The organism is Polaromonas vacuolata, assembly GCF_012584515.1.
GTDB lineage: Bacteria > Pseudomonadota > Gammaproteobacteria > Burkholderiales > Burkholderiaceae_C > Polaromonas > Polaromonas vacuolata.
The window spans coordinates 1,795,440-1,818,508 of the sequence record NZ_CP051461.1 but is presented as its reverse complement, the minus strand read 5'-3'; the positions used below and the strand labels follow the sequence as shown (position 1 = coordinate 1,818,508).

14 protein-coding genes and 1 pseudogene are annotated in these 23,069 nt (G+C 50.1%); 6 read left to right on the top strand and 9 right to left on the bottom strand.

Annotation, left to right across the window (positions count from 1 at the left end; genetic code table 11):
- The first annotated feature begins 59 nt into the window (after positions 1–59).
- Together ygfZ and HC248_RS08310 are read left to right on the top strand one after the other, a co-directional pair.
- A complete protein-coding gene (gene ygfZ / locus HC248_RS08315) occupies positions 60–1,061 on the top strand; it encodes a CAF17-like 4Fe-4S cluster assembly/insertion protein YgfZ (protein WP_420372016.1) in 1,002 nt (333 codons plus the stop codon).
- 24 nt (positions 1,062–1,085) lie between these two features.
- Positions 1,086–1,955: an NRDE family protein gene (locus HC248_RS08310; RefSeq protein ID WP_168922085.1), complete on the top strand. Its 870-nt coding sequence runs from the start codon at positions 1,086–1,088 to the stop codon at positions 1,953–1,955.
- Between the two features lie 4 nt (positions 1,956–1,959).
- Here the strand turns inward: HC248_RS08310 and HC248_RS08305 are convergent, their stop codons facing one another.
- Positions 1,960–2,925 (bottom strand): alpha/beta hydrolase, encoded by a 966-nt coding sequence (locus HC248_RS08305; RefSeq protein ID WP_238342763.1) that lies wholly within the window; start codon positions 2,923–2,925, stop codon positions 1,960–1,962.
- Positions 2,926–3,017: 92 nt separating this feature from the next.
- A complete protein-coding gene (locus tag HC248_RS08300; RefSeq protein WP_168923748.1) occupies positions 3,018–5,396 on the bottom strand; it encodes a Tex family protein in 2,379 nt (792 codons plus the stop codon).
- 222 nt (positions 5,397–5,618) lie between these two features.
- On the opposite strand from HC248_RS08300, the gene HC248_RS08295 reads away from it, so the two are divergent.
- Together HC248_RS08295 and serA are read left to right on the top strand one after the other, a co-directional pair.
- Positions 5,619–6,110, top strand: a complete 492-nt coding sequence (locus HC248_RS08295) for a hypothetical protein (protein WP_168922084.1) — start codon at positions 5,619–5,621, stop codon at positions 6,108–6,110.
- A gap of 375 nt (positions 6,111–6,485) precedes the next feature.
- On the top strand, positions 6,486–7,715 hold the full coding sequence (serA, locus tag HC248_RS08290) for a phosphoglycerate dehydrogenase (RefSeq protein ID WP_168922083.1): 1,230 nt from the start codon (positions 6,486–6,488) through the stop codon (positions 7,713–7,715).
- Between the two features lie 142 nt (positions 7,716–7,857).
- On the opposite strand, the gene HC248_RS08285 is transcribed toward serA, so the two are convergent.
- Positions 7,858–8,163: a high-potential iron-sulfur protein gene (locus HC248_RS08285; protein ID WP_168922082.1), complete on the bottom strand. Its 306-nt coding sequence runs from the start codon at positions 8,161–8,163 to the stop codon at positions 7,858–7,860.
- Positions 8,164–8,797: 634 nt separating this feature from the next.
- Here HC248_RS08285 and HC248_RS08280 point away from each other — a divergent pair.
- Positions 8,798–10,504 carry an L-lactate permease gene (locus HC248_RS08280; protein WP_202882437.1) on the top strand — a complete coding sequence of 569 codons (1,707 nt, stop codon included), beginning with the start codon at positions 8,798–8,800 and terminating at the stop codon, positions 10,502–10,504.
- Between the two features lie 205 nt (positions 10,505–10,709).
- Here HC248_RS08280 and HC248_RS08275 read toward each other — a convergent pair whose 3' ends face one another.
- The 6 genes and pseudogenes from HC248_RS08275 to smc all read right to left on the bottom strand — a co-directional run bounded on the left by HC248_RS08275 (position 10,710) and on the right by smc (position 21,561).
- A complete protein-coding gene (locus HC248_RS08275; protein WP_168922081.1) occupies positions 10,710–11,168 on the bottom strand; it encodes a CesT family type III secretion system chaperone in 459 nt (152 codons plus the stop codon).
- 13 nt (positions 11,169–11,181) lie between these two features.
- Complete coding sequence (locus HC248_RS08270; protein ID WP_168922080.1) at positions 11,182–14,037, bottom strand: inositol phosphate phosphatase SopB; 2,856 nt, start codon at positions 14,035–14,037, stop codon at positions 11,182–11,184.
- A gap of 134 nt (positions 14,038–14,171) precedes the next feature.
- Positions 14,172–14,717 carry a peptide deformylase gene (gene def / locus HC248_RS08265; RefSeq protein WP_168922079.1) on the bottom strand — a complete coding sequence of 182 codons (546 nt, stop codon included), beginning with the start codon at positions 14,715–14,717 and terminating at the stop codon, positions 14,172–14,174.
- Positions 14,718–14,749: 32 nt separating this feature from the next.
- A pseudogene (ligA, locus tag HC248_RS08260) lies at positions 14,750–16,790 on the bottom strand (NAD-dependent DNA ligase LigA).
- A 69-nt stretch (positions 16,791–16,859) separates the two neighbouring features.
- Positions 16,860–17,975 carry a cell division protein ZipA C-terminal FtsZ-binding domain-containing protein gene (locus HC248_RS08255; protein WP_168922078.1) on the bottom strand — a complete coding sequence of 372 codons (1,116 nt, stop codon included), beginning with the start codon at positions 17,973–17,975 and terminating at the stop codon, positions 16,860–16,862.
- A gap of 46 nt (positions 17,976–18,021) precedes the next feature.
- Positions 18,022–21,561, bottom strand: coding sequence for a chromosome segregation protein SMC (gene smc, locus HC248_RS08250; RefSeq protein ID WP_168922077.1), 3,540 nt, complete (start codon positions 21,559–21,561; stop codon positions 18,022–18,024).
- Between the two features lie 289 nt (positions 21,562–21,850).
- On the opposite strand from smc, the gene dapC reads away from it, so the two are divergent.
- Entirely contained in the window at positions 21,851–23,068 is a 1,218-nt protein-coding gene (gene dapC / locus HC248_RS08245; RefSeq protein WP_168922076.1) for a succinyldiaminopimelate transaminase, read from the top strand.
- The last annotated feature ends 1 nt before the right edge of the window (position 23,069 follow it).

Here is a 23,069-nt window from a genome sequence, read left to right as displayed (position 1 = left end):
CAAAACCCGGTTACCTTTCCAGTTACCTTAAAGGCATCGCGACAGGCGAGACCATGGCTATGATAATTCACTCTATGCATACATCTTCATCAGACATTGCCGCTAAAACGACGCTGGATAGTCTTAACTTTCCCCCACAATTTTCCGGCACAACAGCTTTAAAGCATCTTGGCGTGATTCGCGTCGAAGGTGAAGAAGGCGCCAAGTTTTTGCAAGGCCAACTCACCCAAGACGTGATGTTAATGGGCATGACGGATTCAAGACTGGCTGCATTTTGCAACGCCAAAGGCCGTATGCAGGCTAGCTTTGTGATTTTTCGCCGCAGCCAAACCGAGATACTGCTTGTTTGCAGTCGTGACTTACTTGCCCAGACACTCAAACGCCTGTCAATGTTCGTGATGCGGGCCAAAGCCAAACTCAGTGATGCCAGCGAAGATTTTCTGCTGCTGGGCGTGGCGGGTCAGGCCGTGCAAGTTTTGGCCGGGAGTGAAGGCCTACCTTGGTCTAAGGTAGACCATGATTTAGCCAGTTTGGTGCGGCTTTATCCCGCCAAAGGTCATGCGCGCGCGCTTTGGTGCGCGCCATCTGGCAGCGCTATGCCAGATCTTGGCGACTTGCCGCTGGCAGTCTGGAACTGGCTAGAAGTGAACGCCGGCGTCGCTACGCTTACGCAACCGGTATTTGAAGCCTTCGTCCCGCAAATGCTGAACTACGAATCAGTAGGCGGTGTGAGTTTCAAAAAAGGCTGTTACCCGGGTCAAGAAATTATCGCCCGCAGTCAGTTTCGCGGCACACTCAAACGCCGTGCCTATTTAATCCATGGACAAACTGAACTGGTGGTTGGGCAAGAGGTATTCAAACCAGACGACGCAGAGCAAGCTTGCGGTACTGTGGTGGCTTGGGCTGCTTGCCCGTCAGCTGATGAAGGCTTTGACGCCATCGTCTCTATGCAAACCTCAGCAGCAGCGGATGGCTTGACCAGCCAGCTGCGTCTAGGCAGCGCAAATGGCCAGTCGCTGAGCTTGTTGCCACTGCCTTACGAGTTGCTTGAGGACCTTTAATCTGCACGCCCAAAAGGACTTTTAATGTGTCTTGCCGCCATAGCCATAGGACAGTCAAAGCGCTGGCCGCTGGTGATTGCCAGTAACCGAGATGAATTTTTTGACCGACCGGCTTTGCCCCTGTCGCAATGGCAAAGCAAATCTGGGCAAACCATGATCTCTGGACGCGATCAGCGGGCTGGTGGTAGCTGGTTTGGTCTAACACCTAAAGGCCGCGTGGCTTTATTAACCAATGTCCGCGAACCGCAGGCGCTAGCACCCAAAAATGGCTTGCTGTCTCGCGGCGCCCTGGTGATGGACTGGCTTGAAGGCGCTATGAGTGCAAACGAATTCATGGCGGCGACTAACAGCGCCGCCTATGCCGGTTTTAACTTGTTGGTGGGCGACTTTGAAAGTAGTAGCTGGCACTGGATTAGCAATCGTAAAACGCTGGCAATGCCTGAAAAAAACAACACCGGCTGGACATCCCAAGCACTCACTCCCGGTATTTACGGTCTATCAAACGCGGCCTTAGACACGCCATGGCCAAAAACCATCGCCTTAAAAAATAGTCTGCACAAAGCACTTAAGCACGGCCTCAATTTAGAGACTACAGCGCATGAAGATGAGCCAATGAAAGCCCAGCTGTGGGCTGCGTTAGCCGACCGAAAACCAGCGCCGACAAAGGAGTTGCCAAACACCGGTTTGAGTCCTGAGCTAGAACTCGCCCTCTCCAGTGCGTTTATCGAGCAAGCCACTCACGGCACTGAAGGCTACGGCACGCGCGTCAGCACACTGCTGAGCGTGCAATCTAGCCAACAAGCTGGCAATTGGGATGTGGTGATGGAAGAAAAAACCCATGTCTTGCACGGTAAACCAGCCTTAGCGCGGTGCAACTTGCACTGGCAAAACTAGGCCATCAAATTTCAAACGCCTGCCTGAGTGCCTCTGCCGCATGCTGATGCGCTTGCCTAGCCTCAGGAATTACACGGCCCATTTTGATAAATTCATGGGTTACACCGCGATAAATTTCAAGCTCTACCCTCACACCAGCCGCACGCAGTTTGTCGCCGTACATAGTGCCTTCATCGACCAGCGGATCACATTCAGCCAAGCCCAGCCAAGCCGGTGCTACGCCATCGACATCGAGCGCATTCAGGGGCGCAAAACGCCAGTCATCGCGCTCAACACGATTGGGAATGTAGAGATCAAAAAACCAATTAATTTGCGCCTGATCCAGCACAAAACCTGAGGCAAATTTTTCATGTGAAGGCGTGTCTTGATGGGCTGTAACGCCGGGATAAAACAGCAGCTGCAATTGCAGCGCCAGTCCAGCACCTCTGGCCAATATCGCGCAGATTGCCGCCAGCGTGCCACCAGCGCTGTCACCGCCGACTGCCAACCGGCTGGCATCAAAACCTAAGCTTGCTGCATTGACCGCCAGCCATTGCAAACTGTCCCAAGCGTCATTAGCGGCAACTGGAAACTGATGCTCAGGTGCGAGTCGGTAATCGACGGCGACTACCGCACAGCCGGCCAATAAGCTGAGCTCTCGGCACAGCACATCATGCGTCTCCACACTGCCAATAGTAAAACCGCCACCATGAAAATACAGCAGAGCGGGAAGTATTGGACTGCCTGCGGCATGCGGTGAGTAAAGCCGCGCAGCCATGGCATGACCGTCCCGCGTTGGGATACTGAAATCGTAAACCCGCGCTAAAACTGCCTTGGGAATTTCAAGCACCTGCGCACCGGCGGCATAAGCTGCGCGGGCTTGCGCCGGGGTCAATGAATTAAGCCGCGGTCGCTGAGCGCGCAGCATGCTGTTAATCACCGCTTGCATAGCGGGGGTGAGCAACTTAGCGGCGATTTTGTGAGCGGTCATAAAAATTTATAGTGAAATGTCGCCTGACAAATCATGCGCTGAAGCAGAAATGTGCCGCATGCTTGACGCGGCACAACAGGCGCGACTTGAGATTATTTTTTCAAGGCGGCGAGTTTGCTAAACGCCGATTCCATCGCTGTCGATGTAGGCGCTGAACGGCCCAAATCAGCACGGTTGTTACGTCCTTGCTGGCTTTGATTAAAACCCGGTTTTGCGCCTTCAAAGCGGTTATCACGCGGCGCATCCCTGCGGCTAGGCGCTTCACCTAGCTTCATAGACAGAGCAATCCGTTTACGCGCCACATCGACCTCAGTTACCCGCACCTTGACGATGTCGCCGGTTTTGACCACCTCACGTGCATCGGTCACAAACTTGTGGCTTAGCTGGCTGACGTGGACTAACCCGTCTTGATGCACACCTAAATCTATAAAAGCGCCAAAAGCGGCGACATTGCTAACCGTGCCTTCAAGCTCCATGCCTTCTTTTAAGTCGCGTATGTCTTCTACGCCATCGTTAAAGCGGGCGACTTTGAAGTCTGGCCGTGGATCGCGGCCCGGCTTTTCCAACTCGGCCAAGATGTCTTTGATGGTAATGACGCCAAACTTTTCATTCGCAAAAAGTTCTGGTTTAAGGGGTTTTAATACCTCAGCACGACCCATAATTTCGCTCACTGGCTTGCCGGTATACAACATGATTTGCTCAACCACTGCATAGGTCTCGGGGTGCACGCCGGTCATGTCCAGCGGGTTGCTGCTGGCATAAAGGCGTAGAAAACCTGCACTTTGCTCGAATGTCTTGGGGCCTAGGCCAGTGACTTTCAGCAGATCAGCGCGGCAAGCAAAAGCGCCGTTGGCATCGCGCCAACGCACGACTGATTTGGCGACGGTTTGACTCAAGCCAGAAACCCGCGCCAGCAAGGGCACGCTAGCAGTATTCAGATCAACGCCTACGCTGTTCACGCAATCTTCCACCACAGTATCTAAACTGCGAGCCAAATCGCTTTGGCTCACGTCGTGCTGGTATTGACCAACACCGATCGACTTAGGATCAATTTTGACCAACTCAGCAAGTGGGTCTTGCAAGCGGCGTGCAATGCTGGCCGCGCCGCGCAGACTGACGTCAACATCGGGCATTTCTTGTGAGGCAAATTCGCTGGCGGAATACACCGAAGCACCAGCTTCGCTGACCACGACGCGTTGCATGCCGTCAATACGCTTCATCAGATCGGCAGCGAGTTTGTCGGTTTCGCGACTGGCAGTTCCGTTGCCTATGGCAATTAGATTAACGCCGTGTTTCTCGCACAGCTTGGCAAGCGTATGCAGCGAGCCTTCCCAGTCCTTGCGCGGCTCGTGTGGGAACACGGTTGCGGTCTCGACCAGCTTGCCAGTTGTGTCGACCACTGCCACCTTCACACCAGTGCGTATGCCGGGATCAAGCCCCATGACTACACGCGGGCCAGCCGGTGCAGCAAGTAATAAATCGCGCAAGTTATCGGCAAAAACTTTAATCGCGACTTTTTCTGCATCTTCACGCAGTCGGGTAAATAAGTCGCGCTCTAACGATAAATTGAGCTTGACACGCCAAGTCCACGCTACCGCCTTGCGCAGTAAATCATCTGCCGGTCTGGCTTTGTGGCTCCAACCCAAGTGAATTGCAATTTTTCCTTCAGCCAGCGATACCACAGGACCAGGCCTGCTACCCGCTGCCAGCAACTGTTCGGGTGGCTCTGGTAACACCAGTTTTGCATCCAAAATATCCAGCGCTCGTCCGCGAAAAACTGCCAGCGCGCGGTGTGATGGCACGCGCACTATAGGTTCGCTGTAATCAAAGTAATCACGGAATTTGGCGTGATCGGCATTGTTTTCGTCTTTGCCCGATTGCAGCTTGGCAGCGAATAAACCTTCGCTCCACAGCCAATGTCGCAGCGTTTGGACCAAGGCCGCATCTTCTGCCCAACGTTCGCTGAGAATATCGCGTACGCCGTCGAGCACAGCCGCCGTCGTGGTGAAGTCGTCGCCAGCAGCGTTTTTCTCAGGCTGAACATAAGCCAATGCCTCGTCCTGCGGCACCAAGCCGGGGTCGGCAAATAGACTGTCGGCCAGCGGTTCAATACCGGCTTCGCGCGCCATTTGGCCTTTTGTACGGCGCTTTTGCTTAAAGGGCAGGTAAATATCTTCAAGGTCTTGTTTGGTGGCCGCTAACTCAATAGCCGCGCGCAGCTCTGGTGTGAGCTTGCCTTGCTCGTTAATGCTGCTGAGCACCGACTCGCGCCTATCGGCAAGTTCGCGCAGATAAACCAGACGCTGTTCGAGTTCACGCAGTTGAATGTCATCCAGACCACCAGTGGCTTCCTTGCGGTAACGCGCGATAAAAGGCACGGTAGCACCGCCGTCGAGAAGTTCTACAGCCGTCTTGACTTGGTGCTCTTGAACTTTAATTTCTGCGGCTATTTGGCGAATTATTTTTTGCATTTGAGGCATATAAGATGATGGCTTTAGCTACGGGCGCGTCGGAGCTACTCAATAGACGTAATTTTTGGCATGATTTTAGGCATGGTTTTAGCAAAAATTTTAGCTTCCGACGCGAAAAAAAGTTATTGTCCCACAGCGAAAAACCTAACATTGAGTGACACTCTAGGAAGCCAATTAGACAGATTTTTCAAGCTAAACAGCCCCACAAGAAGGACTCAAACCATGCGAATCAAAACCACTCTTTTAATCATTGGCATCGCTCTAGTAGCGGCATTTACTGCCCTCAATATCGATGAATTCACGCGCGTCAGCGTACTCAGTGTCGGGGTGTCCACAGTACAACTGCCTTTAGGTCTTATTTTGCTGGGATTACTAGTGGTGGCCTTGGTCGGCTTTTTGATCAGTACGGTTTATATAGAAAGCGCCAACCTAATCCAAACACGCAAATATGCGCGTGACTTAGAAGTTCAACGCAATTTGGCTGATAAAGCCGAGTCATCACGCTTTATAGAATTGCAACGTGCGATGAAAGCGTCAGACTTAGCGGTGGCAGAACGCGACGCGGCCAATGTTTTAGCGTTTACCGAAAGCTTGGCCAAAACCCAACTTAATCTGTCCCAACGCATTGAGCAATCGGATAATGCAACCGCTGCATACATTGGTCAATTACAAGACAGACTTGAAACTAACGGTAGCCTAGCAGTCAAGCTCTAAGGAAAGAATGGTCAACTTTTAAACTGCAATACGCTTAAAGGTCGACATTTTTACAGCCCACCCCCAGATGAAAATTTAATAAACCTCATCTTTAGAAAAGATTTAAAGCGATAAACATTTATGCTTTTAATAGGTAGTGGTCATCACTGACGCTGAGGCCAACATCTGGCTAAAGAGACAATAAAAGCTTAGCCTTAACTGCCAAAGAAATAGGCGTTAGACAGACCGTTTTAACCCTTCGTTCAAGCATTAAAGTAATGCGCCATTTCATTTCTACATGCCCGCTTGTACAAAAGGTCAACGCAGTTCAGCCTGCGCGCCAGCAGCGGTTTGCTTAATAATTTACTTCCAAACACCAAGAATGCCCGGCATCACATGAAAAAAACTTCTACCGACAAAGCTAAATTAAAGTTTTTACTTCTCGAGGGTGTTCATCCTTCCGCTGTCCAAGTACTGCGCGACGCAGGCTATAGCCAGATAGAAACCTTATCCGGCGCACTTAGTGACGAAGAACTCAAAATTAAAATTGCAGACGTACATTTCGTCGGCATTCGTTCACGTACGCAATTAACTGCCGAGGTTTTCTCTCACGCGCACAAGCTCATCGCCGTTGGCTGCTTTTGCATTGGCACCAACCAAGTCGATTTACAAGCAGCGCGCAAGCTCGGTATTGCAGTATTCAACGCACCTTTTTCCAATACCCGCTCGGTAGCCGAGTTGGTTCTGGCCGAAGCCATTCTTTTGCTGCGCGGCATACCCGAAAAAAATGCGGTTGCACACCGCGGCGGCTGGCTCAAATCGGCTGATAACTCCTTTGAAATACGCGGTAAAACTCTGGGTATTGTGGGTTACGGCTCTATAGGCACACAGTTTTCAGTGCTGGCCGAAGCCTTAGGCATGAAAGTGGTGTTTTTTGATATTGTTACCAAACTCGCACTAGGCAACGCACGTCAGTTAGGTAGTTTGAAAGAGTTGCTGGCGCAATCTGACGTCATCAGCATGCATGTGCCAGAAACAGATGCGACCCAATGGATGATAGGCGCAGAGCAAATCGCGGCCATGAAGCCTGGCAGTATATTCATCAACGCATCACGCGGCTCAGTGGTTGAAATAGAGCCTCTGGCACAAGCTTTGCGCGAGAAAAAACTTTTGGGCGCGGCAGTCGATGTCTTCCCAACCGAGCCGCGCAGTAATAAAGACATGTTTGAGTCGCCATTGCGCGGTATGGACAATGTCATTTTGTCGCCGCATGTGGGTGGATCGACAGTAGAAGCACAAGAAAATATTGGTATTGAAGTGGCTGAAAAACTGGTCAAGTACAGCGATAACGGCACCTCTATTTCGTCCGTTAATTTCCCCGAAATGGCTCTTCCCTCACATCCTGGTAAACACCGCTTGCTGCACATACACAGCAACGTGCCAGGCGTTTTGTATGAAATCAATCAAATTTTTGCCACCAATCACATCAACGTTGCCGCGCAATATCTGCAAACCAACGAAGACGTGGGCTACGTGGTGATTGATATAGATGCCGCTTGTTCAGAAGTCGCTTTAACAAAGTTACTTGAAGTGACGGGAACACTGCGCGCACGTGTTCTGTATTAAAAGCATAAATCTTTAACCGAATAAAACAGTCGGCAAGCGATAAAAAAGCAAAAACCCCGCAACTAGAAATAGTTGCGGGGTTTTTGTATTAAATGGCGCCGCCTTGACAGGCAAGACGCTCAGATAAATATTAGGTCAGCATTTATGCTTTGTTAACGTGAGCGCTGCACCAGCCGATGGCAGTGACTTGCTTACCGGCGAACAGCGGGCAACCACCGGCTTTTTCACCCGCTTTACCTTGATACAACTGGCAGTTAGCGCAGTTCTGGGTAGCGACGTGTTTTGGATATTTTTTGGCATCGACCTTGGTCGTATCAGCGGCGTAACCTAGGCCTTTGGCTTGGGCGTCGGTCTCTGAAACCATGGCACCTTGGGAAAAAGCGTTACCGGCCAGCAGTGCTGTGCCTCCAAGGCTGATTTGGGTAATGAATTGGCGGCGGCTGTTCATAGTGAGTTCCAGTGTGTTGGGATTGATTGGCAAAATAGCCAGTGGATCTTAAACGGGCAGGCTTCAAATTTTGACAATTTGATTAATACCCGTCTACTTTCGTCAAATGATTATGTGCAACATTTTTAATCGAGTTATTGACTAAAAAACCAGCGCACTTAAGAGTAGTTAAGAACACATAAGTATTCACAAGGCCGCATAAAAGCGCACGAATGCTAGATTAAAAAAAATCTGAACTCGTTTAAAAGCAGATTGAAATATCGAGCATTAAAAATAACTATAACTGTATAGAAACTACCCGTTTCGATGAAATCAATAGGTATTTTTGTAAGTAAAAGCAAAACAACGTTTTAGAAAAACATATTTGTAATCAGACAAAAAATTTTGATTTGACTAAGGCTATTGGTGGCGTTAGTCATTAAAAAGTGCAAGCTGATTAGAAAAATCAGACTATTTTTTCATTCAGAAATGCATCTGTAAAAAAGACAACCTAGCGATTCACGCAAATCCGCATGCTATGGTGATTTGGGAACATTAAATAGCGGTTAGCCGAAGCGATTAATTCGCTACGCAGTGATAGACCTCCTCATGTCTATCGTCCAGATAAGCGCGCTAAAAATAAAGAGACTAAAAAATGGAGTTGATGTTGGACCAAACCTTGCTTTCCCTTTTGGCCTTCGCGCCGCTTGTTCTGGCCGCTATTTTGCTTGTCGGATTTAATTGGCCAGCGAAATACGCCATGCCGGTTTGCCTTGGTGTGACGATAGTGATCGCACTAACAGCTTGGGATATGACCGCCAACCGCGTGATAGCGTCTAGCCTGCAAGGCTTGATTCTGACGGGCGGAATTCTCTGGATTATTTTCGGCGCTATTTTGCTGCTCAATACCCTCAAGCACTCTGGTGCGATCACATCGATGCGCAGTGGTTTCTCAAACATCAGTCCGGATCGTAGGATCCAAGCCATTATTGTGGCGTGGCTGTTTGGTTGCTTTATTGAAGGTGCGTCTGGCTTTGGTACTCCAGCAGCTGTGGCCGCACCCTTGTTGGTGGCGTTGGGCTTTCCCGCCATGGGCGCGGTCCTGATTGGCATGATGGTGCAGTCCACGCCAGTCTCCTTTGGCGCCGTCGGCACACCGATTGTGGTGGGCGTGTCTGGCGGACTGAATAAATCTGGCATTAGTGAGACCTTGCTTGCTAACGGTTCAGACTGGAATACTTTTTATCACTTGATCACATCCCAAGTAGCCATCACTCACGCGATTATTGGTATCTTGATGCCACTGTTCATGTGCGTGATGCTGACGCGATTTTTTGGTCGTAACAAGTCTTGGGCTGAAGGCTTTGCAGTCGCCCCATTTGCTATCTTCGCCGGCTTGGCATTTGTGCTGCCTTATGCGGCGGCAGGCGTTTTCTTAGGCCCTGAATTTCCATCCTTATTGGGTGCTTTAGTCGGCCTTTTAATTGTTGTGCCAGCAGCTAAAGCAGGCTTTTTAATGCCTAAGAAAATCTGGGATTTTGCCGATGCCAAAGACTGGCCGGTGGAATGGATGGGCAGCATTGAAATTAAGCTTGAAAAACTGACGGATAAGTTACCCATGTCTATAGGACTGGCTTGGCTACCGTATTTGCTACTGGCAGCAATACTGGTGCTCTCGCGCGTCAATGCAGACGTTAAAGCCTTCTTTACCTCGCACCTGGTGCTGGGCTGGAGCAACATCATGGGTGAGACCGGCGTTTCCGGCAATATTCAGTTTCTCTATCTGCCAGGCGGCATCATGGTGATGGTGGTGTTAGCCACCGTCCTGCTGCAACGCGTTTCTATGCTCAAATTCACGGCAGCCGTCACAGAATCCTCACGAACCTTGCTAGGTACCGGTTTTGTGCTTATTTTCACCATTCCTATGGTGAGAATTTTGATTAATTCAGGCGTGAATATGGGCGATTTGCCGTCTATGCCTAGGGCTATGGCTGAACTAGTGGCACATAGTGTGGGTGGTGTTTACCCATTTTTTGCGGCCTCAGTCGGCGCACTGGGCGCCTTCATTGCGGGCTCAAACACCGTGTCAAATTTGATGATGGCGCAATTTCAGTTTGATACTGCACACCTGTTGGGCGTATCGACCGCCATGCTGGTCGCTTCACAAGCGGTGGGCGCTGCCGCCGGCAATATGATTGCCATTCACAATATTGTGGCCGCATCAGCTACGGTTGGTTTGCTGGGACGCGAAGGCCGAGTGCTGCGTATGACGATTATTCCCACCATCTATTACTTACTGATGGCTGGTTTAATCGCCATGATCTCGGTTTACGTACTGGGTGTGAGTGATCCGCTGATGTAATCTTAAAACTAGGTAAGGCTAGGCAGCTAGACGAGTCGACTAGTGCCGGCCTTTACTTAATAAAAACTCTAGACTTGACTTTCAAAATCAAACCGTCTCGGCGATTTTTCTTAAGCGGTCCTCAAAAAATCTAGGGCGTCATAAATTAGCCGCACAACGCTCAAAGGATAAAAACTTTTATTCTGAGCTTGTCAGCGCTAAAACCTCAACCGTAATTAATCACGCCTTTCCACTCAGAGGGCGGAGCCACATCAAGCGTATCGTCAGGCATTAACTTATCCCGCCAAGTCAGCACAGTCTTGGCTGCACTAAACAAATGATTATCCAGATCATTGACTGCCAAATTGCTAATGATTAATAACTTCTGAGCATACAAAACATCCAGAGCAAGCGACAGCGTCAAGCCATCGCCCCCCTTCCACAAGTAATTAGCAGTCAGTATGTCGGTCAAAAATTCACAGTAACCAGGCGAGTCACTTGCCGGCATTCGGCCAACCGGTGCATGCAGTAGCAAAGCGCCATATTCAGGCTCAAAACGCAAAGTGATATGAACTTTTTCGTCTAATAAAATTCCGAAAATACCATTTTCTGAAAATGAAACTTCAATACCATGTCGAGTAGAAAAGTCATGAATCAATATTTCAGCGGTATGGAATTTGTCCATTATTAGCTCCGGTTTAGGAAGCCGTAAAAGCGGATGCACCGACTAATATTGCAGTCCTATTTTTCACGGCTAAGAGCTCATTTCTGAGTGCAGCTGCAACTGCTGTTCGTATATGGGCTTGAGTAGCAAGAGGATTTTTTTTCCGAATGTCTGCTGTTGCTCTGTTTTCTACGGCTAATTTTTGACTTCTTGTCAGCGCAGGCCCGCCACCTAATTCAGCGTGTAAGGCATCTGCTTTTTTATTTTTCTGCAATAAGTTCAGATAAAGTTTAAATCCAGGATAGCCGGTATAAGCTTGTTGCACCTCATGGTTCCCACCTTCAGCCATCATGGCTCTTAACTGGGTTTTTTCTGAAGTGGAACGCTCTCTATCGTAATCAGGTATCTCGCCAGTAGTCTTATATTGCACAGCTAAAAACTTGGCTTGAACATCTAGCATGCCAGTTCTGTCCTTACCGCTTTTGCAATTAAAAAATGGCTGACCGCTGACCATATAACTAAGTAGCGCAAGGCGTGAGACTAATTTATACGGCTCAGTTCCCGCATCAAGAAATCCTTTTGAGGTGTAGATTTCGGCACATTGCAAAGAAAGTTTTTTTACCGCCGATATGTCTTGTGCTATTTTTACAAGATCATTTATTACTTTATTTCTTTCATCCTCGGAAGGTTTCTTTTGAAAATCCGTGGAATCGAGTAAATTTCTAAGTCTTGTTATTTCAGTATTCTGAGCCTTGATAAAGTATCCAACTTGACCTAAAAAGTTAAAATTATCTTTTTGACTATCGCGTGGAATTTTAGAGAAATCTTTACCCATTAAATTAGTAAAGCCTTCGTCATTTTGAGCCCTGGTATCTGCATGACCTGATACTAAATTTAGATGTGAACCTGTACCCACACCGCCTGCATTAACAGCAAAACTAAATGCGGAAACCTTGGGGCTCACGCTAACTTCGACGCCATCGATTAAAAATATTTGACCTGGATTTTGTTCTAGAAATTTAAGTGCTTCAGTCTGCTCTTTTGACATCATTTTTTCGTTGTCGTTAACGCCGCTTCTTAGGCCGTCAGGTGTGAGCAACGAGATTGAATTAATATTTAATTCACCGAGATTTATCTTTGTCGGTAACTGTATCTGGCCAGACTTACTTTCGCTCGAGCTTGGACTCTGTTTAATCTTATTTATTTGAGCCATTAATTTTGGATTTGTAGTAATCGCCGCTTCAAGGAGGTCACGCGCGCGATTAATATTGGCTTGTTTCCTCAGCATTGACATTGCAAAGATATCGCTACGAAGTTTTTTACCAATCACTTCATCCGAGCATTTTGCATATTTTTCTGACAACTTAAAACCAATTCCCCCTTGCTTTGATGATTGTTTCATTTGTCCGGCTAATGATCTGAGCTCTCCACCTAGCTCTTTATCCGTCATTCCAGCGACACCCTCTTTCGTCCATCCGAATGCACAAAGTGCGCCGTGCCTTAGTCCAGAAAATGCAACTTCTTCTATACCTTCTGCATTAGGAATCTTTATTTGAGTTTGAGCCAGAGCAGCAGCTTTTTGATGTTCGTGGATTGAATGTGAACAAACAACCTGACCGTTATATTTCTTTTTAAAGCCTTCGGAAAGATTGGCTGCGTGTGAAATAGTGCTGGTGCAGCTTACAAACTTATCACCGAATTTCAGTGACAGACTCTTGGTTATGGTCATTGCTTCTCGGCTATTAATAACGCTTACTTCCTTGGCATGGAGCTCGTGTTTGACTATCTTTTTCCCGTTTTTAATGCCAGCCGATTTAAAAATAGATTCAAGGGCTTTGGTGACTATTGTTTGCTCGGTTATTTCAGGTGTTGCGCAGTTAAAACTTGTACCTTCAAGCAGATTTTTTCTATATTGAGCTAAAGCCGCCGATGTTTTTGTATTAGAAAAATAACTAGATTTATCATGAAGAAAATCTTTAAATTTATCCCATTTACCAATACTTTTTTCCGCACCCAAAATAGTTTTTGGATTGAGGACAATAGATTTTAAGTTGGCTGAATTGACGCCTCCACCATTATTTAAATAATCAATTCGTTTTTTGAATTTTTCTTTAGCTTCTTTAAGTTTTTCTATTCCAGAGAAGATAGTTTTCAGTTCATCAGCGACATTTTGAGGTAGCTTGCTTGCATTTTCCCCACCTTTACAACTTTCTAAAACAGTACTGGCTTTCTGTTCTTGTATTTTTATTTGTGCGTCTAAGACTTGTATTGCTGCCTCAGAAATAATTGCCTTACTTTTAAAAAGATTTTCTTTTGTATAAACGCTAGAACTTTGATTAGTATTGAGATATTGAATATTTGCATTGAGCTTAGCAATAGTGTCAGTTGCCCAGGCTATTAATTCGTTTTTGATACCCTGAGTTTCTTTCGATTGCTCATCTGGTACTTGGAAATTTATGTCAGCAGTTTGCTTGAGGTCAGAAATTTTTCGTTCAAGCTCAGCAACCTTGCTTTTTAATAGTCCGATTTGTTCCTCATTGGTCAGGTATGTATCGTCATTAACTAAGTCGTGAGCCCGCGTAATTCCCGACAAGATATGTTTAAACTCAGCCCCTAACGTACGGTTACCGCTATCTTGTAGCGACTGAATTTGCGCCTCAATTTTTTCTTTTTTAGCCGCTAGGGGGTTATCAGCTGCGTTGATGTCAGAAGGCTTAGCAACCTTAACCATTATTGCTTTTGCAGAATGACTTTTTGGAGATCCAATCTCTCCCGTAGGTCTCTGCGTTAGTGGCAAGAGCGGCTTGTCGCTTTTATTTTTTGTTTTTCCAACTTCATCGACAACTGATCTTGGAAGTACGTGAAAACGCGTTACATTGATTTCAGGCATGAAGATTTTTCCGGTAATTGCATTAAAGAGATTTTCTGAATATGTAACCACATATCCAGTGCCGTATCTCTGTTTAGCAACCCGTAAACCTTTCTGGTTCCGACCGCGGCGAAAGCGCAGCGGATTAAAGCCTTTTAATCGTCCTCAGCGTCTTTTAAATCAGGGAACAAAATCTCAGTAAAACCAAACTGCGAGAAGTCGCGAATTCGCATGGGGTAAAGCATGCCAATCAGGTGATCGCATTCGTGTTGCACAACACGCGCATGAAAGCCGTCAACCGTGCGGTCTATAGGGTCACCGTAAAGATCAAAACCGGTATAGCGAATACTTGAAAAACGCGGCACCAAGCCGCGCAAACCGGGCACGGATAAACAGCCTTCCCAGCCGTCAACTTCATCAGTAGCCAGTGGCGTAATGACAGGGTTGAGTAAGACAGTGCGTGGTACTAACGGCGAGTCGGGGTAGCGCGGATTGGGTTGATCAGTGCCAAAAATAACCAGTTGTAAATCGACGCCAATTTGCGGTGCGGCTAGGCCGGCACCGTTGACTGCGCGCATGGTCTCAAACATATCGGCGACCAACAAATGCAGTGCATCGCTGTCGAACTGATCCGGGCTTACTGCTTGAGCCACACGCAGTAAACGGGCATCACCCATCTTGAGAATTTCTCTAACCGTCATAGTGTCTCCAATAGTGTTTTGGGTGTTTGTTGTTACTCATCGGCATGCGCAATCAGCGCCAGCAAGCCGGCTTCATCAAGCACGGTAATACCGAGTTCTTGTGCCTTGGTCAGTTTGCTGCCGGCGTCTTCGCCAGCGATCACGTAATTGGTTTTTTTTGCTCACCGATCCGGCGACTTTGCCGCCTGCGGCTTCGACCATATCTTTGGCCTGATCGCGACTCAAACTGGGCAAACTGCCGGTGATGACAAAAGTTTTTCCCGACAATGCTTTTAGAGCAAGAACTTGCGGTTCGCCTTCGGTCCACGTCAAACCGCAAGCACGCAATTGCTCGACCACCTCGCGGTTATGCGCTTGGTCGAAAAACAGTCTTATGCTTTTCGCCACTATCGGACCCACATCGTCAACCGCCAGCAGTCGCTCTTCGCTTGCGTTCATGATGGCGTCAAGCGTGCCCATAGATTGCGCCAGGGCTTTTGCTGTGGCTTGACCTACATGGCGTATGCCTAATCCAAAAACAAAACGTGGCAGTGTGGTTTGCTTAGATTGCTCTAATGCTAGAAGTAAATTGTTGGCTGATTTATCCGCCATGCGCTCTAGTTCAGCCAGCGCTGTAAACCCAAGTTTATAGAGGTCTGGTAGTGTGCGAATTAAACCCGCGTCGACTAACTGATCGATAACTTTTTCGCCCAGCCCATCCACTTCGACAGCGCGTCTGTGGGCGAAATGAAATATTGCTTGCTTGCGTTGAGCGCTACAAAACAAGCCACCGGTGCAGCGGTAATCGGCCTCATCTTCTTCGCGCACTGCATCTGAGCCGCACACCGGGCAATGGCTGGGCATACTAAAGACGGGGGCTTGGTGATCGCGTTTATCCAACATTACGCTAACGACTTCAGGGATTACATCGCCGGCGCGCCGCACTATGACGGTGTCGCCAATTCGCACATCTTTGCGTCTGGCCTCGTCTTCGTTGTGCAAGGTTGCGTTAGTGACTGTCACGCCGCCAACAAACACCGGTGCTAGCTTGGCTACCGGGGTGAGTTTTCCGGTCCGACCGACTTGCACGTCTATGGCCAGCACGGTGGTGAGTTGCTCTTGGGCCGGGTATTTGTGGGCCACCGCCCAGCGCGGCTCACGCGTGACAAAACCCAGTTCACGTTGCAGCGTCAATGGGTTGACTTTGTAGACCACGCCATCGATATCAAAAGGCAAACTATCACGCATCTTGCCAATGCTTTGGTGAAAAGCCACTAGCTGATCTGCGCCTTTTGCCACTTGCGTTTGCTCGGCTACCGGAAAGCCCCAAGCCTTGAGCTGCATGAGTAACGCCATATGGCTTGCGAACTGCGGTCCGCCTTGGTCTGACGGCGTGATCTCACCTAAGCCGTAAGCAAAAAAACTCAAACGTCGGCTGGCTGCAATTGCCGGGTCAAGTTGGCGCACTGCGCCGGCAGCGGCATTGCGTGGATTGACAAAAGTTTTTTCGCCCTTGGCGCCTTGGGCAATTTTTTCGCGCTGTCTGGCGTTGAGGGCTTCAAAATCGGCTCTGGCCATATACACCTCGCCGCGCACTTCAAGCACAGACGGTGCGTCTAATGGAAGCTGCAAGGGAATTTGCCTGACGGTGCGCATATTTTGCGTCACGTCTTCACCCATCTCGCCGTCGCCGCGTGTCGCCGCTTGCACCAGCACGCCGGCTTCATAGCGCAGATTCATGGCCAAGCCATCGAACTTGAGTTCGGCCACATATTCCACGGCTGGGTCTGATTGGCTAAGACCGAGTTCGCGCCTGACTCTGGCGTCAAAGTTTTCTGCACCGCTGGCTTGGTTGTCAGTTTCTGTACGAATGCTCAGCATGGGCACACGATGGCGCACATTAGCAAAAAAGTCTAGCGGCTTAGCACCTACGCGCCGGGTTGGCGAGTCTGGGGGAATACTGTCTGGGTATTTTTCCTCAAGGCTTTGTAGCGCTTGAAACAGCTTGTCGTAATCAGCATCCGGAATTTCTGGCTGATCGAGGGTGTAGTAGGCGTGCGAATGCAGGTGTAATTGCTGACGCAAGGTTTGCATTTTTGCTTCATCAGCTATCACGTCAACCAAATTCTGAGCCGGGTCAATAAAAGAAGATGTCACTGTTTTTCAGGAAAAAAGACGCCGACCTAGCGCTGAGCCAGCGGACAACTCGCGCTGGTCAAGCATGTCATAAAGCTGCTCGAGCTCGCTGCCAATTTGGTCCATTGCTTGTGGGTTAATCGGGTTGCCATTGTCATCAATGACGACGCCTTCCATGCTTTGTGCCAATGCACTGGCAGCTTCGCGCATGCGGGGGAAAGGCTGCTCTTCCCGCGGTACTTGCGGCACGTCTAGCGACAAGGTGATTTCACGCAGCGCGGTTTGCTCGGGGTCTTCAGCTAATGCGGCTTGGGTATCAAAGACCAGACCTAACAAGGGTGCGCCAACTTGACTACTTGGCAACACCATGCGGCCGGGAATGGATCCGGCGATAAAGCCTAAACGGGCCGCACTTTGCTGTACGTAGCCCAAACTCCAAGCCGTACTTTTAGCCCGTAATGTAAAACTCAGTTGCGCATCATGGGCACTGGCGAATTGGTCTAACTCTCTGGCCCTGGCGACTTCGTCCATCATTTCTGGGAACTCAGGCTCGCCGCCTACTGCGTCGGCAAAAGCTTGGGTTTTAATCACAAATTCTGAGTATTCAATCTGGTTTAGTGCACCCATACGGTTAGCCATTTGCACGCCGCATTGCAAGGCGCTGTAGCGCTGGCCGGGCAAGGGCATTTCCCACAAACCGTTAAGGCTGTTCAGGCCTTCGACACCAAATGCTTTGCTGCCCACACGGCGCGTACCAGGCATGGCGGCGAGTGCTGCGTCTCCAGAGACTAAGGATTCAATCTGAACTTGTGCGATAACGTCGATAAGCGCGTCTAGGCCAGGTTTTTTTGCCGTTGATGTCAAGGTGTTTAAAGCGATCAAAGATGCTGCGCCAAAGTCCGCGGATGCGTCACTAGCAACATCGAATTGCGGCTCTTGGCGTTCAGATTCAGATCGCGGGTCTTGCCCAGAGTCAGTTGCGGTCTGGTTTAAAACTGCTGCAGCCGAATCGGCCGAGGCAGGAATCGGCGACTGGGTTGGGCGTTTGGGGCGATTTTTGAAGGCCGACCAAGCACTGTGGACGATAACGCCTAGAAGCAACAAGGCTCCCGCTACGATCAAACTGATTTGAAGACTACTCATATAAATATTGGTTTTTTTGGGTTGCGCGCATCGCTGCAAAAACGGTTTATGCCGGAGACTCAACAAAGCCTAGGGCGGCCTCCATATCAACTGCGACAATTCTAGAGACACCTTGCTCTTGCATGGTCACACCTATGAGTTGTTCGGCCATCTCCATAGCGATTTTATTGTGGCTGATAAATAAAAATTGGGTCGATTTGCTCATGCTTGCCACCAGTTTGGCATAACGCTCAGTATTAGCGTCGTCTAGCGGCGCATCAACCTCATCGAGCAAACAAAATGGCGCGGGATTGAGCTGAAAAATTGCAAACACCAAGGCAATTGCAGTCAGGGCTTTTTCACCACCAGACAGCAGGTGAATCGTCTGGTTTTTCTTACCCGGCGGCTGGGCCATGACTTGCACACCGGCGTCTAGAATTTCCTCGCCAGTCATCATCAAGCGTGCGTTACCGCCGCCAAAAAGCTCTGGAAACATTTTGCCAAAATGCTCGTTGACGCTGGCAAAGGTGGCGGATAGCAACTCTCGAGTTTCCATGTCGATTTTTTTAATCGCATCTTCTAAGGTGTTCATGGCTTCGTTCAAGTCAGCCGATTGCGCGTCAAGAAACTGCTTGCGCTCGCGGGCTGAACTGAGCTCGTCGAGCGCTGCCAAATTGACAGCACCCAGCGCTTGAATCTCGCGGTTGATACGGTCTATTTCACTTTGCAAGCCAGTCAGCCGAACATTCCCGTTTTGAATCGATAACTCTATGGCGGGTAAATCGGCCTGTGCCTCTTGCAGCAACTGCTCGTATTGCTCAAAACCCAAACGTGCGGCTTGCTCTTTTAATTGGAACTCGGTGATGCGCTGGCGCAGTGGGTCGAGTTCGCGCTCTAGCTGCAAACGCCGCTCATCGCTGGCGCGTAGCTTGGTTGTTAAATCATCGTACTGACTGCGCTTGGCGGCCATATCGGTTTCACGTTCTAGCTTGATGTCGAGTGCGGATTGCAAGCCGGCCTTGGCCGCTGCATCACTCAGGCGCGAAAGTTCTTCACTCGCGCGCTGCTCTTCAGCGGCTATGGTGCCGGCTTGTTGGGCGGCAATGTCAATCGACCTGGCCAATTCTTGGCGCCGTGCGGCAAGGCTGCGCAGCGCGAACTGGGCTTCTTGCAATTGGCGTTCTAATGAGCGTTGTTGTTCGCGTGACTCGGTCAGCTTGCGCTCGGTTTGGATCACTTTGTCGTCGAGCTGAGCGTGGCGCTCTTGGGTGTCCGCTAGCTGCATATCGAGCTCGTCAAAGCGCCCTTCTGCTGTAGCTTTGCGCTCTTGCAGTTGCTCTAATTGATCACCCGTCTCCGTCATATCCGACTGAATTTGCTCGCTGCGCGCACGGGTTTGTTCGGCCAGTTGACTCAGGCGCAGTAATTCGACTTGCAACTCATAGGCACGGCTTTGATATTCTGCGGCTTCGCGGCGGGCCAGTGCTAGACGCTGAGAAGCATCGGCATAAACCGATTCAGCGCGAGCCGAGGCGTTGCGTGCTTCATCACTAATTAGCGTCTGGGCGCGCAGCTGTTTTTCTAGGTTTTCGATTTCTTGAGCGCGTGCTAAAAGGCCAGATTGCTCAGAGTCTTGGGCGTAAAAACTCACGCTATGGGCGGTGACTGCATGGCCGCTCATGACGTAGACCACCTCGCCAGTTTGCAGGCGTTCGCGTGCAGCCAAGGCATCGTCAAGTTTTTCGGCGGTATAGCAGCCGTGTAGCCAGTCGCCCAGTAGTGCGGCCAAACCTGCATCATTGAGGCGAAGCAAATCCGCCAAGGGTTTGAGATTGAGCGCGCTATTTGTGCGCGCAGGGGCTGCGGCTTGCGGTGCGGCGTAAAAAGCCAGTTTCGCCGGTGGCGCATCGCGTCCGTCGGTGCCGGCAAAGCCGCGCACCATGTCGAGACGGCTTACTTCTAAAGCGCCAAGACGCTCACGCAAGGCCGCTTCGAGAGCGTTTTCCCAACCTTGCTCAATGTGCAAGCGGCTCCACAGACCTTGCAAAGAGTCCAGTCCATGCTTGGCTAACCAAGGTTTGAGCTTGCCATCGGTTTTGACTTTTTCTTGTAGCGCTTTGAGCGCTTCCATGCGCGCTGAATACTCGGTGCGCTTAGCGGACTCGGTATTAACCGCTTGCTGGCGAAAACGCCTGTCTTCATCTAACTGGGGCACGCTGTCGCTCAATTCATCGAGTCGGCCTTGCGCTTCTTGCTGGCTTTCTTGGGCCACGCTAAATTGGGTTTTGAGATTGACTAGCCGCGCCTCGTCGGGTGCGTTGAGGGCGTTTTTATCCGCGCCCAAACGCTCCATCCTGAGTGACAGACTGCGTGACTGCTCTTCGATATTTCGTTGATCCGCAGCCAACACCTGAATTTGCTGCTGCACCTGAACCACGCTGGCGCGTTGCTCGTTAGCCTTGGTTTGCGCGCTGCGCAAGCTGTCTTCCAATGCTGGCAATTCGCTTTGCTGCTCCTGGCTTTGGGCGGCGAGTAGTTCGGACTTTTCTTCTGCCTCCATGGCTTGTTCGGACAAGGTTTCAGCCTCAATCGCGGCGTCTTCGCTGCGCGTCGCCCATTGCTCGGTTTGCTCTTTAAGCTGAATTAGTCGCTGCTCGACGCGAATGCGGCCATCGACCACAAAGCGAATTTCTGCTTCTAAACGGCCGACTTCAGCACTGGCTTCATAGAGCTTGCCCTGGGCTTGGTTGACATGGTCACCGGCGGCGTAGTGGGCTTGGCGAATTGTTTCTAAGTCGGCCTCTATGTGACGCAAGTCGGCAATTCGGCTCTCTAAGGCATTGACAGATTTATCCGCTTCTAGCTTGACCTTGGCCTGATCGGCTTGACTCTCGCCGCGTTTGAGAAACCACAACTGGTGTAGCTTGAGCGTGCCGTCAGCGTTGAGCTGGTTGTAGCGTAGCGCGACAGCCGCTTGCTTTTCAAGCCGGTCTAAATTGGCATTGAGTTCGCGCAGAATGTCTTCCACCCGAGTCAGGTTCTCACGCGTGTCCGAGAGTCGGTTAGCGGTTTCCCGGCGCCGCTCTTTGTATTTGGAGACACCCGCGGCCTCTTCCAAAAACAGACGTAATTCTTCAGGCTTAGATTCAATAATTCGGCTAATCGTGCCCTGACCAATGATGGCGTAAGCACGTGGGCCCAGACCGGTGCCGAGAAAAACGTCTTGGACGTCGCGCCTACGCACTGGTTGGTTGTTGATGAAATAGCTCGAATTGCCATCCCGAGTCAATACTCGTTTAACGGCGATCTCAACAAACTGGCCCCACTGGCCGCCGGCGCGGTGGTCGGCGTTATCAAACACCAACTCAACGCTAGAGCGGCTGGCAGGCTTACGGGTGTTAGTGCCGTTGAAAATCACGTCCTGCATAGATTCGCCGCGCAGCTCGGAAGCCTTGCTCTCGCCCAGAACCCAGCGCACCGCATCCATGATGTTTGATTTACCGCAGCCGTTAGGCCCCACCACACCGACCAATTGGCCGGGCAATATAAACGTGGTGGGTTCTGCAAATGACTTGAACCCAGCTAACTTGATTGAATTAAGACGCACGACTAAACCTGTATTAAAGCCTTGAGCTGCTATGCCTAGCAAGCTCTCTCGAGACGGCTTGCAATGATGGATTGATAAGGCAATTTGGCAAGGTGAGCCAAGCTTGCATTGCTTAATGGCTAGCCCTGTGCAGCTTGCACAGACTAAAAGCTTATCGGCACTCATGTTACCCGAGCCAAGCGCGAGTTAGCCGTGATCAATGTGTATTGATCCTGAACAGAATTTGTTTCAGCTTTTGTTTTACCCCCAAAATCAGATCGCTGTCAGTCAATGGCCCGATAATCAAGTTATGAATCCCCTGCTCTCCCAACTTCAGCCCTACCCCTTTGAGCGACTGCGCCAACTGCATGCCGGGATTAACCCAAACCCCGCTTACAAGGCCATTAGCTTGGGCATAGGCGAGCCACGCCACGCGACACCGCAATTGGTTAAAGATGCACTCAGCGCGAACTTGTCTAGTTTGTCGGCCTATCCAGCTACAACCGGCACTCCGCAATTGCGTCAGTCGATAAGCGACTGGCTAAAACGCCGCTACGATTTAAAGATTGACCCAGCCACGCAAATCATGCCGGTCAATGGCTCGCGAGAAGCTTTGTTTTCGCTGGCTCAAGCCGTGCTCGACCCTAGCCAGCCGGGTGCGACGGTAGTTTGCCCCAACCCTTTTTATCAAATCTACGAAGGCGCAGCTTTGCTTGGCGGCGCGGCTGTTTGGTTTGCCAACACTGACCCGGCACGCAACTTTGCGATTGACTGGCAAAGCGTGCCGGAGTCGGTCTGGGCTAAAACGCAATTACTTTTTGTTTGTTCACCCGGCAACCCTACCGGCTCAGTCATGCGTTTGGAGGAGTGGAAACTGCTTTTTGATCTGAGCGATAAATACGGTTTTGTGATTGCCTCTGACGAGTGCTATAGCGAAATTTACTTTCGCGATGAGCCGCCGCTAGGCGGACTAGAAGCGGCAGCAAAACTCGGTCGCCATGATTTTAAAAACCTGCTCTGTATGACCAGTCTGTCCAAACGCAGCAACGTACCCGGCCTGCGCAGCGGCTTTGTGGCCGGCAGCGCAGAGCTGATCAAACCGTTTTTGCTTTACCGCACCTATCACGGCAGCGCCATGAGCCCAATTGTTCAAGCAGCCAGCATCGCCGCTTGGAATGATGAGGAACACGTCGTACTCAATCGCGCCTTGTACCGCGAGAAATTTAACAGCGTCACGCCGCTATTGGCCAGCGTGATGGACGTGGCATTGCCAGATGCCGGCTTTTACCTGTGGGCCGGTCTGCCGCCCTCATTTAAAGGAACAGACAGCGATTTCTCGAAGCAATTGCTCGCTGCCTACAATGTGGTGGTGTTGCCGGGCAGCTATCTTGCCCGCGACGGCAATCCCGGTCAGGCAAAAGCCAATCCCGGCGCCGGTCGCATACGTATGGCTTTAGTCGCAGAAACCGCCGAATGCATGGAAGCTGCGCAGCGCATAGTGCAATTTATTCAATCCGATTTTCAGTAAA

Coding starts and splice junctions, on each gene's coding strand:
- ygfZ (WP_420372016.1), top strand. CDS start 60: ATGATAATTCACTCTATGCATACATCTTCATCAGACATTGCCGCTAAA.
- HC248_RS08310 (WP_168922085.1), top strand. CDS start 1,086: ATGTGTCTTGCCGCCATAGCCATAGGACAGTCAAAGCGCTGGCCGCTG.
- HC248_RS08305 (WP_238342763.1), bottom strand. CDS start 2,925: ATGACCGCTCACAAAATCGCCGCTAAGTTGCTCACCCCCGCTATGCAA.
- HC248_RS08300 (WP_168923748.1), bottom strand. CDS start 5,396: ATGCAAAAAATAATTCGCCAAATAGCCGCAGAAATTAAAGTTCAAGAG.
- HC248_RS08295 (WP_168922084.1), top strand. CDS start 5,619: ATGCGAATCAAAACCACTCTTTTAATCATTGGCATCGCTCTAGTAGCG.
- serA (WP_168922083.1), top strand. CDS start 6,486: ATGAAAAAAACTTCTACCGACAAAGCTAAATTAAAGTTTTTACTTCTC.
- HC248_RS08285 (WP_168922082.1), bottom strand. CDS start 8,163: ATGAACAGCCGCCGCCAATTCATTACCCAAATCAGCCTTGGAGGCACA.
- HC248_RS08280 (WP_202882437.1), top strand. CDS start 8,798: ATGGAGTTGATGTTGGACCAAACCTTGCTTTCCCTTTTGGCCTTCGCG.
- HC248_RS08275 (WP_168922081.1), bottom strand. CDS start 11,168: ATGGACAAATTCCATACCGCTGAAATATTGATTCATGACTTTTCTACT.
- HC248_RS08270 (WP_168922080.1), bottom strand. CDS start 14,037: ATGCCTGAAATCAATGTAACGCGTTTTCACGTACTTCCAAGATCAGTT.
- def (WP_168922079.1), bottom strand. CDS start 14,717: ATGACGGTTAGAGAAATTCTCAAGATGGGTGATGCCCGTTTACTGCGT.
- HC248_RS08255 (WP_168922078.1), bottom strand. CDS start 17,975: ATGAGTAGTCTTCAAATCAGTTTGATCGTAGCGGGAGCCTTGTTGCTT.
- dapC (WP_168922076.1), top strand. CDS start 21,851: ATGAATCCCCTGCTCTCCCAACTTCAGCCCTACCCCTTTGAGCGACTG.